Below are 8,366 nucleotides of genomic sequence, written 5' to 3' on the forward strand. Positions count from 1 at the left end.
CTGGTCGGTTCAATGGCACCTATCTGGCTGTCGATGAGGCTGTCGGCGTGCTTGGCCTCGTTGGCGGCAAGCGAGCAAAGGTCCTGCAGATCGAGTCCGCAGCCGAGAGCCTCTTTCAAAGCGGTTGGGAAGACCTCTCCATCAAGATATTTCAACGGGAGCTCTTCGAGCGCGCGAGATCACTCGGCGAAGCCTACGAGCAACTGACTCAGCACGCCGTCACGCTGATCTGCTACTTCAGCCTCGATCCGGAGCACGCTGAATAGGCAGCATCTGGGACGATCGCTCGATTCTGGTGAAACCTGCTCGCGAGCACTGCGGTGATCTCGATCATCACAGCTGGTTAGGATTCCATGTTCGAACAGACCTAAGCCGCGGGCTTCGCGATCATCCTCGACGACCTCGTTGACAGAGGGACTGCCTATGCTGCTCAAGATCACCAGCTATCTGCTGCTGGCTTTGCTCGGCCTGCTGCTGTTCGGACTCATGCTTTGGTGGCTGCAGCCCCGGCTGATCTTCTTTCCTTTCGAGCGGCTGGCAGCAACGCCGACCGATTGGGGACTCGACTATGAGGAGGTTCAGCTCACCGCCGAGGATGGGGTCAGCTTGCATGGCTGGCTCGTCGCGCCACCTGAGCCGCGTCGCTCACCGCCGCGCACGCTGCTGTTCTTCCATGGCAACGCCGGCAACATCTCGCACCGAGGCGAGTCGATCGCGATCTTCACCGATCTTGGGCTCGAGGTGCTGATTATCGACTATCGTGGCTATGGCCGCAGCAGTGGCTCTCCCTCGCAGCGAGGGCTGTATCGGGATGCAGCGGCGGCTTGGCACTGGCTCACGCAGGCTCGCGCTATCCCGCCTGAGGACATCGTCATCTTCGGACGCTCGCTTGGCGGCGCGGTGGCAGCCTGGCTTGCGGCTCAGACCTCGCCAGCAGGCTTGATCCTGGAATCGAGCTTCGACCGGTTGCAGAGCCTGGCCGATACCCATTACCCGCTCCTCTCGCGTCTGATCCCGCTTCGGGTCGAGTTTCCCGCCGTGGAGCAGATCGCCTCCGTGCGCTGTCCTGTGCTCGTGCTGCACAGCCCCGATGACGAGATCGTACCGGCTCGGCTTGGACGCCGGCTCTATGAAGCGGCTTCCGCGCCCAAGCGCTTCGTCGAGCTCCGTGGCGGCCATAACGAGGGCTTCCTGCGCTCGCAACCGCAGTATCAACAGGCACTCGATTCCTTCCTGACCGGGTTGCCAGCCAGCGACTCATCGTCTCGCGGCCATGATCGTTAGCGCTGAAGACTCGTCCTGTGTCGAGCAGAGCGCAGCTGATTACTGGTGCGGGCTAATAGGCTGTTGAGAAGCCGTCCACCGTGCCTGTGGATAAGCTGTCGAGTCTTTATCGCACTGACTCTGTCCACAGATCATCGACAGGTCTCAGCCAGCTACGAGACCCACTTATCGTTTTTTTAAGGCTCTGATTTAAATAAAAATAAGCTCTAACGCAGCACTTGTCCACCAGGCTTATTACGACGACTAGCTAGATATTTAAGAGAATAATGAATAGACGCCCTACCGGCGCTTAGGGCCAGACGCCGCGCTGCTCCAGTACAGAGGTCAATCGCTCTAGCGCCTCGACCAGTGCGGCGGTGCGCAGATCGGTGCAGCGCTGACCGTTGTCCCGATCACTGGCAAAGCCGCGCCAACGCGCGACGACTCGGTCGGTGGCGTTGTTGATCCGCGCGCGCAACCGACCGTTGATGTCTTCCAGCGGCCAACTGTGGTGCTCGATATTCTGCACCCACTCGTAGTAGCTCACCGTGACGCCGCCCGCGTTGGCGAGAATGTCTGGTAGCACCAGGATGCCGCGGGCGGCGAGGACGTCGTCGGCCTCGGGCGTGACCGGCCGATTCGCTCCCTCGATGACCACAGGTGCCTTCACCGCTTGCGCATTGCCAGCGTGGATCTGGCCGCCAAGTGCGGCCGGGATGAGCAGATCGCAGTCGAGCCCTAACAGGTCCTCGTTGGTGATGGTGCGGCTCTCGGCGAGGCCGACGACGGTGCCATTGTCGGCCTTGTGGCGATTTAGGGCGTCGAGGTCGATGCTGTCACCATTGCTGACGAGGACGCCGCCGCGTGAATCGCTGATGGCGATGATGCGTGCGCCGCGCTCGTGCAGCAGCCGTGCCGCGACCCGCCCGACCTCACCGTACCCCTGAATCGCGACCCGTGCCCCATCGACTGAGTCGAGTCCGGGGACCGCGCCGAGCCCCAACAGGCGTTCGGCGGCGAGCACACAGCCGCGCCCGGTCGCCTCGCTGCGGCCCTCGGAGCCGCCGATCGCAATTGGCTTGCCGGTGACCACAGGCAGATTGTTCTCGCCTGGATGGAGTGCGTCGTAGGTGTCGTAGATCCAGGCCATGGTCTGGCTATCGGTGTAGAGATCAGGCGCCGGAATGTCGGTATAAGGCCCGATGTTGTCGCCAAGCTCAGAGACGAAGCGACGCGTGATGCGCCGTAGCTCGCGCTGACTGAGCTGTTTGGGCGTGCAGGCGATGCCGCCCTTGGCGCCGCCGAAGGGGATGCGCAGCAGGGCACATTTCCAGGTCATCAAGGCGGCGAGGGCGGTGACCTCTGAGAGCGAGACCTCAGGATGGAAGCGAATACCGCCCTTGCCCGGCCCGAGGAGGCGGTTGTGCAGTACCCGATAGCCAACGAAGTTACGAATTTGGCCATCGTCGAGCTCGACTGGGATATTGACGGTGATGGTGCGTCGCGGTTGCAGCAGCACCTCGAGCAGCCCGGAATCGAGCGTGCTGAGGTGCTGCCGCGCGCGAGCAAACTGGCACTCGATGATGCGCTCAGGTGCGAGCTCATCACCGCTGTCGACCGCGTTGGCGATCGCTGCCGACCTTGGGGTCTTGATGCCAGTCACGGGACGCTCAACGAGGGCCTGGAGCCGAGGGGGCAATCGGTGTCAGTTGCCAAATCTCCTCGTTGTACTGGGCGATGGTGCGATCCGACGAGAAATGACCACTGCGCGCGGTGTTGAGGATGCTCATCTGCAGCCAGCGTGGACGGTCCAAGAAGGCATCAGCGGCCTGCTGTTGTGCACGGCGGTAGCTGTCGAAGTCGGCTGCCGTGAGCCAGGGGTCATGGGGATTGCGAATGCCCTGGATGAGTGGATCGAAGATGCCCGGCTCGAATTGGTTGAAGTGGCCACATTCGAGAAGTCCCATGACCTCGCGCAGGGCGTCGTCATGGGCGATGATCCCGTTGGGGTCATAGTGCGACCGCGTATGCGCGACCTCCTCTGCGGTGAGCCCGAAGAGAAAGAAGTTCTCGTCGCCGACCCGATCGCGGATCTCGATGTTGGCGCCATCGAGGGTGCCAATGGTCACCGCACCGTTCATCATGAACTTCATATTGCCGGTACCAGAGGCCTCCTTGCCAGCGGTGGAGATCTGCTCCGAGAGATCGGTGCCCGGGGCTAGGACTTCCATCACCGAGACGCGATAGTCCGGGATGAAGGCCACCCGTAGCTGCTCAGCCACCTGGCGATCAGCGTTTACCACCTTGGCAACATTGTTGATCAGCTTGATGATCAGTTTTGCGATCTCATAGCCGGGCGCCGCCTTGCCGCCGATGAGCACGCAACGGGGAGCACCGATGGTGCCATCGCCGTGCTTGATCCGGTTGTAGAGGTGGATCACGTGGAGGATGTTGAGGAGCTGGCGCTTGTACTCGTGGATGCGCTTGACCTGGACATCGAACATGAACTCGACTGGGAACTCGATCCGGCAGGTCGAGCTCACCATCTCAGCGAGCCGGGTCTTGTTCTCGGTCTTGATCTCATTCCACCGCTCACGGAAACCGCTGTCCGCGGCCTTAGGGGCAAGCTCCTCGAGAAGCGAGAGGTCGTTGACCCAGGCCTTGCTGATGGTCTCGTTGAGCAGCTCGCGCAGGCCGGGATTACACATCGCGAGCCAACGGCGCGGCGTGACCCCATTGGTCTTGTTGTTGAACTTGTCGGGCCAGAGCTCGTACCAATCGCGGAACAGACCCTGCTTGAGCAGCTCAGAATGCAGTGCCGCCACGCCGTTGACGGAGAAGCTGCCAACGATGGCGAGGAAGGCCATGCGCACTTGAGGGTCGTCACCCTCTTCGATCAGCGACATGCGCCGCTGCCGATCCATGTCACCGGGCCAGCGCGCAGCCACCTGGGAGAGGAAGCGAGCGTTGATCTCGTAGATGATCTCGAGGATACGTGGCAATAATTGCTTGAACAGCCGCACCGGCCAGCGTTCCAGGGCCTCAGGCAGCAGCGTGTGGTTGGTGTAGGCCATAGTGCGGGAGGCGATCTCCCAGGCCTGATCCCATTCCATATGATGCAGGTCCATGAGCTGGCGCATCAGCTCGGGCACCGAGACCGCCGGATGGGTGTCGTTGAGCTGGAAGCAGTTCTTGTCGGCGAACTCGCTGAAGTCCTCGCCGTGCAGCCGCTTCCACTCGCGAATCACGTCCTTGATGCTGGCGCAGGCCAAGAAGTACTGTTGGCGAAGACGCAGCTCCTTGCCGTTCTCGCTGGCGTCGTTCGGGTAGAGCACCATGGTGATGTGCTCGGCGTCGTTCTTCGCTGCGACCGATTCCGGGTAGCTGCCGGCATTGAATTCACCCAGATCGAAGACGTCGGTGGCGGTCGCTGACCACAGGCGCAGGGTATTGATGGTGTCGTTATGGTAGCCAGGGATCGGAATATCGTAAGGCACCGCAAGGACATCTCGGGTGTTGACCCAGCGCTGCACCATGCGACCCTGGTCGTCCTTGTGGGTCTCGGTGTGGCCGCCGAAGGGGACGCGCTGGGTGTACTCGGGGCGCTCCAGCTCCCAGGGATTACCGTCGCGCAGCCAGTGATCGGGCTCTTCAAGCTGACGACCGTTTTCGATCAGCTGTCGGAACATGCCAAAATCGTACCTGAGGCCATAGCCCTTTACGGGTAGCTGCAGCGTCGCACAGCTATCGAGGAAACAGGCTGCCAAGCGCCCAAGGCCACCATTACCGAGGCCGGCGTCCATCTCTGCGGATTCGATCTCCTCATACATCAGGCCCATCTCATAGAGGGCCTGACGCGCCTCGTCGGTGATGCCGAGGTTGAGCAGCGCGTTGCTGAGCGAGCGTCCCATCAGGAACTCAAGCGACAGATAGTAGGTTCGCTTGCAGTTGGCTTGGTCGTGGGCGTAGCGAGTGCGCTTCCAACGCTCCATCAGCCGGTCTCGCAACGTAACCGCTAAGGCCTTGTACGGATAGTAGGCTGATCGACAGTCACGGTCTCGGCCGAGGGTATGGGCGTAATAGTGCTGGAAGTCGCGCCCGATACTCTCGGTGTCCATACCGAGCGGCTCAAGCTTGAACAGACGTTCATTGGGCGTGCTTTCGGTCAGATCTTTGAACGGGGACATCATTGAGATCCTGCGCTGAAGGGCTGGCGATGAAGAAGAAAACAGGCTAAAGGTTCCCTAAAGGCCTTAAGATAACGCGCGTTGCGTCAAGCTGAGAACGCCTCAAGGCCAGGGTTGGCGATTCTTTTTCAACGGGGTCGGGCTCGATTGATCGAGCGAGTCTGCAGTCTACGTCATTCCAGGCTCAGTAGTAGGCGGCTATCACGCGCCATCCGAGCCAGGTGCGCTCGAGCTGCAGATGAACAGGGACTGCTTCGCGCCCTTGTTCTCGCCCTTGCGTGGGCTCGTCCATCGCGGCGCGGTGGCCGACCTGAACCCTGAATGCGAGTGGTGACTCGTAGAAGGCATAGCTAATCTGCGGCCAAAACCCATTGCCGTCCTCTGCGTGGGTCAGGAGGAGTTGGCGCAGCCAGCCGAGCGTGATCGCTTGCCGCAAGGCCTCACCATCGTCGCGACGAATCGCCAGTTGAACCCAGTCGATGAAGGAATCGGAGACTTCACCGATCACACTTCTGCGATCCTTGTTCAGCCGGCGTTGGATCTGCTCGTGCACCGCCTCGATATCGACCAGCGTGCCCAGCGCCGAGGTTGGTCCGTGAACACTGGTGAAGTTGAGTCGCCACAGGGTGATGTAAGGGGAAACGAAGTAAAGCATGCCAGCAACGACGAGGCCGAGCAGCAGCCAGCGCAACGGTGCAGGCATCGGAAACCGACGCTGCGGCAGGAGCTTGGGTATCGGTAGCGGCCCAGCGCTCGACATCAGGAAGACGGTGCCTGGAGCTGCTCGAGCTCCTCGCCGAGCGCAAGCCAAGACTGCTCGATCTCATCGAGCTCTGTGTCAAGGCGACGCTTGTCGTCGACGAGTACCAGGAGCCGCGGCTTGGCATCCGGCTCATAGAGCGCAGGCTCAGCAAGCGCTTGCTCCAGCTGGTCACGCTGCTCGGTGAGTGTCTCGAGGCGCTGCTCGAGCCTCTTCAGCTCGCGACGCAAGGGTTGAAGTCGCGCCCGGGCTTCGGCATCACGTCGGCGCAGATCTCTCTTTGATGGGCTGGTACTTGCTGCGGCTTGGGCTGGCGAATCGCCCCGGCTGCTGGTGCCCGCATTGGCTGCCAGTCGGCGCCGGGTCGCGCGCTGACTGATCCATGTCGGGTAGTCATCGAGGTCGCCCTCAAACGGGAGCACGGCGCCTTCGTCGACGAGCAGCAGGCTATCGCAGGTGATTCGCAATAGATGTCGATCGTGAGAGACAAGGATCACGGCCCCTTGATAATCCTGCAAGGCCTCGCTCAATGCATGGCGCATGTCGAGGTCGAGGTGATTGGTCGGCTCGTCGAGCAAGAGCAGATTGGGGCGCTGATAGACGACCAGTGCAAGTGCGAGCCGCGCCTTCTCCCCCCCAGAAAAGGGCGCGACGAGGCCAGTGGCCTGATCACCGCTGAAGCCAAAGCCACCGAGGAAGTTCCGCAGTTGCTGCTCCGACGCCGAGGGGTCTAAGCGGGCGAGGTGACGCAGGGGCGAGGCCTCCGGGTCTAGCTGGTCCATCTGGTGCTGAGCAAAATAACCGACGCCCAGCCCCTGGGCCTCGACGCGGCTGCCGGCAAGCAGCGGATGCTCGCCGGCCAGGGTCTTGATCAGGGTCGACTTGCCCGCCCCGTTCGGCCCCAAGAGCGCGATGCGATCACCAGGCTGCAGCGACAGACTGACCCCAGCGAGGATGGGGACGCCAGCATAGCCGACCGCGATCTCCTCCAGTCGCAACAGCGGATTGGGCTGAGTCTCCGCATCGCGAAAACGGAATCGAAACGGGGTGTCGACATGGGCCGGGGCAATCAGCTCGAGTCGCTCGAGCGCCTTGAGGCGGCTCTGCGCCTGACGTGCCTTGGTTGCCTTGGCGCGAAACCGGTCGATAAAGGATCGCACATGGGCGACCTCTCGCTGCTGACGCACAAAGGCGGCTTGCTGCTGAGCCAGCTGCTCTGCACGCTGCCGCTCGAACGCCGAATAGCCGCCGCTATAGGTCCAGAGCCGTTGTCGCTCGAGGTGGCAGATGCTGGTGACCACCGCATCGAGCACATCGCGGTCGTGTGAGATCATCACCAGGGTTCCGTCATAGCCGCGTAACCAGCCTTCTAGCCAGATGACGGCGTCGAGATCAAGATGATTGGTCGGCTCATCGAGCAGCAGCAGATCAGACCGGCACATCAGCGCGCGCGCTAGTGCAAGACGCATCCGCCAACCACCGGACCAGGCATCCAGCGGCTGACGCTCGCTGCCCACCGCGAACCCGAGCCCATGCATCAGCTGTGCGGCACGGCTCTCGGCCTCCCAAGCGCCGACCGATTCCAGCTGTCCGAGCAGTTCGCCCTGACGCAGCCCATCCTCAGCCTTCTCGGCCGCATCGAGATCGGCCTGCAACTGTCTGAGCTCTCTGTCTCCATCGATCACGAACTCGATCGCTTCACGCTGACCCGATGGGGTGTGCTGGGCAACGTGCGCGACCTCCCAGCCCCCGGGAATCGAGACGCTGCCGGCATCGGGCGCGAGCTCGTGTCGCAGGAGTGCGAGCAGACTCGACTTACCGCAGCCATTGGCACCGACGAGTCCGAGCTTCTGGCCAGGGTGAATGCGCAGATCGGCGTCCTCGAGCAGCAGCTTAGTGCCACGACGCAGACTGACGCCTCGCAGCTCGAGCATGCTCAGGCCTTGCCTCGGTGAGCCCTGGTCGGGGGCAGCTGAGGTTGTTGCGGCGACTCGCGATCGAGCTTGCGATAGCCGATCGCCTCGCTCAGGTCGGCGAGGCTGATTTGCTCCCGCTCGCCGAGGTCGGCGATGGTCCGGGCGACCTTCAGGATGCGATGGTAGGCACGTGCGGAGAGCGCAAGCGGCTGCATGGCTTGTTGCCTGAGCCGCTGGGGG

At 62.2% G+C, this 8,366-nt stretch carries 7 protein-coding genes; 2 read left to right on the top strand and 5 right to left on the bottom strand.

The features are described from left to right. On the top strand, positions 1-266 hold a 266-nt coding region (locus ACY693_RS10270; RefSeq protein WP_462321736.1), incomplete at its 5' end, for a hypothetical protein. A gap of 157 nt (positions 267-423) precedes the next feature. Further along, positions 424-1,284, top strand: coding sequence for an alpha/beta hydrolase (locus tag ACY693_RS10275; RefSeq protein WP_462321737.1), 861 nt, complete (start codon positions 424-426; stop codon positions 1,282-1,284). Positions 1,285-1,573: 289 nt separating this feature from the next. Here the strand turns inward: ACY693_RS10275 and ACY693_RS10280 are convergent, their stop codons facing one another. From ACY693_RS10280 to ACY693_RS10300, 5 genes are all read right to left on the bottom strand, one after another. Then, entirely contained in the window at positions 1,574-2,926 is a 1,353-nt protein-coding gene (locus tag ACY693_RS10280) for a Glu/Leu/Phe/Val family dehydrogenase (protein WP_462321738.1), read from the bottom strand. Between the two features lie 7 nt (positions 2,927-2,933). Continuing rightward, a complete protein-coding gene (locus tag ACY693_RS10285) occupies positions 2,934-5,450 on the bottom strand; it encodes a glycogen/starch/alpha-glucan phosphorylase (protein WP_462321739.1) in 2,517 nt (838 codons plus the stop codon). 184 nt (positions 5,451-5,634) lie between these two features. Continuing rightward, complete coding sequence (locus ACY693_RS10290; protein WP_462321740.1) at positions 5,635-6,210, bottom strand: DUF2939 domain-containing protein; 576 nt, start codon at positions 6,208-6,210, stop codon at positions 5,635-5,637. After that, positions 6,210-8,144, bottom strand: coding sequence for an ATP-binding cassette domain-containing protein (locus ACY693_RS10295; protein ID WP_462321741.1), 1,935 nt, complete (start codon positions 8,142-8,144; stop codon positions 6,210-6,212). The genes ACY693_RS10290 and ACY693_RS10295 overlap by 1 nt, the downstream gene beginning before the upstream one ends. A 2-nt stretch (positions 8,145-8,146) precedes the next feature. Continuing rightward, on the bottom strand, positions 8,147-8,366 hold a 220-nt coding region (locus ACY693_RS10300; protein ID WP_462321742.1), incomplete at its 5' end, for a magnesium chelatase subunit ChlI family protein.

The sequence above is a fragment of the Halochromatium sp. genome (genome assembly GCF_054919635.1).

Coding starts and splice junctions, on each gene's coding strand:
- ACY693_RS10290 (WP_462321740.1), bottom strand. CDS start 6,210: ATGTCGAGCGCTGGGCCGCTACCGATACCCAAGCTCCTGCCGCAGCGT.
- ACY693_RS10295 (WP_462321741.1), bottom strand. CDS start 8,144: ATGCTCGAGCTGCGAGGCGTCAGTCTGCGTCGTGGCACTAAGCTGCTG.
- ACY693_RS10285 (WP_462321739.1), bottom strand. CDS start 5,450: ATGTCCCCGTTCAAAGATCTGACCGAAAGCACGCCCAATGAACGTCTG.
- ACY693_RS10275 (WP_462321737.1), top strand. CDS start 424: ATGCTGCTCAAGATCACCAGCTATCTGCTGCTGGCTTTGCTCGGCCTG.